At 65.1% G+C, this 1,166-nt stretch carries 1 pseudogene; it reads right to left on the reverse strand.

What is annotated here, in order from left to right:
* Positions 1-190: 190 nt before the first annotated feature.
* Positions 191-508: pseudogene (locus tag FNH05_RS37560) on the reverse strand (transposase); the annotation flags it as partial.
* Between the last annotated feature and the right edge of the window lie 658 nt (positions 509-1,166).

Consider the following 1,166-nt stretch of genomic DNA (forward strand, 5'->3'; position numbering starts at 1 on the left):
CATCAAAGCTGACCTCCACGCCGTCGCCACCGCCCTCGCCGCCATGACCGGACAACCACACCCCCTCGCCCACCCATAGGCATGCCGTCACCGCGGAAATGCCATCACTCATTAGACCGAAGTGGCCCCAGGCCTGAAGCCTCGGTGTAACTAGGGTCCGTCTCAGCAACGGTGTTTCCAGCGTTGTTGATTAGTAGGTTTCGGCGGCCGGCCAGCGGTCACCGAAGGTGATGGCGAGCGCGTTCAGCACGGGCTTCCAGCGCATCGTCCATCGGATGCGCCCGGCCCCGGTCGGGTCCAGGCTGCGGGTCACAAGGTACAGGCACTTCATCGCGGCCTGCCCGGTGGGGAAATGCCCCCGCGCGCGGACCGCTCGCCGGTAGCGTGCGTTCAAGGATTCGATCGCGTTGGTCGAGCACAACACTGTCCGGATCTCCGCATCGTAGGAAAGGAACGGAATGAACTCCTCCCACAACCTCGTGCACGAAGTAGGGATCGCAACCGCCTTGTGGGACACCGGAGGCGGCTGCCTGTGCCTGCACGCCGGGCCCATGCTGGGCGACTACCTCGCCGCCTCCGCCGGCCGGCCCGGCCTGGATGGACGGGGACCGTGTCCTCGCCCGGATCGTGGACTTCTGCGTCGGCCACGGCGACGACACCGTGGCGGAGAACTTCACCAGGCCGGGCCGCCAAGGCGATCATCCGCCTGGTCACCACCGGAGAGGTCCGCCCGTGACGAGGACCCGTGCGCGGCCCGCAGGTCATTTCGACTGACCTCGAGGCCGAGTCGCCGCTCGCCCAGTCGCTTCTCAGGATGAAACCTCGGCTTCCTATCTCAGGGCACTGTTGGGCTGCCCTTCGGGGGCGGCTTCAAGGTCCTTGGCGCCGGCGCTTCCGGCCATAAGGTACGAGCTTGCCGAAGCGCACCTCGATTTTCCCCCATCAGGCGATAGAGCCCGTGTCCGGACAGCAAGTACCGGTCAAGAAACCAGAGGTGACGGTCGGCCAGGCGGCGCATTCGCAAGGATCGGTCACTCAATGAGTTGATCTCAGCGAGTTTTAGGTGAGTCGGCCGTGCTCGAAATGGGTGAGGGTGAGTGCGGCTTTGATGATGTTGCTGATTCTGCGAGGGCTGGCGGTGATGTGGTGCAGGGTTCGCCAGCGTC

This window comes from Amycolatopsis rhizosphaerae (assembly GCF_007713715.1).
GTDB lineage: Bacteria > Actinomycetota > Actinomycetes > Mycobacteriales > Pseudonocardiaceae > Amycolatopsis_E > Amycolatopsis_E rhizosphaerae.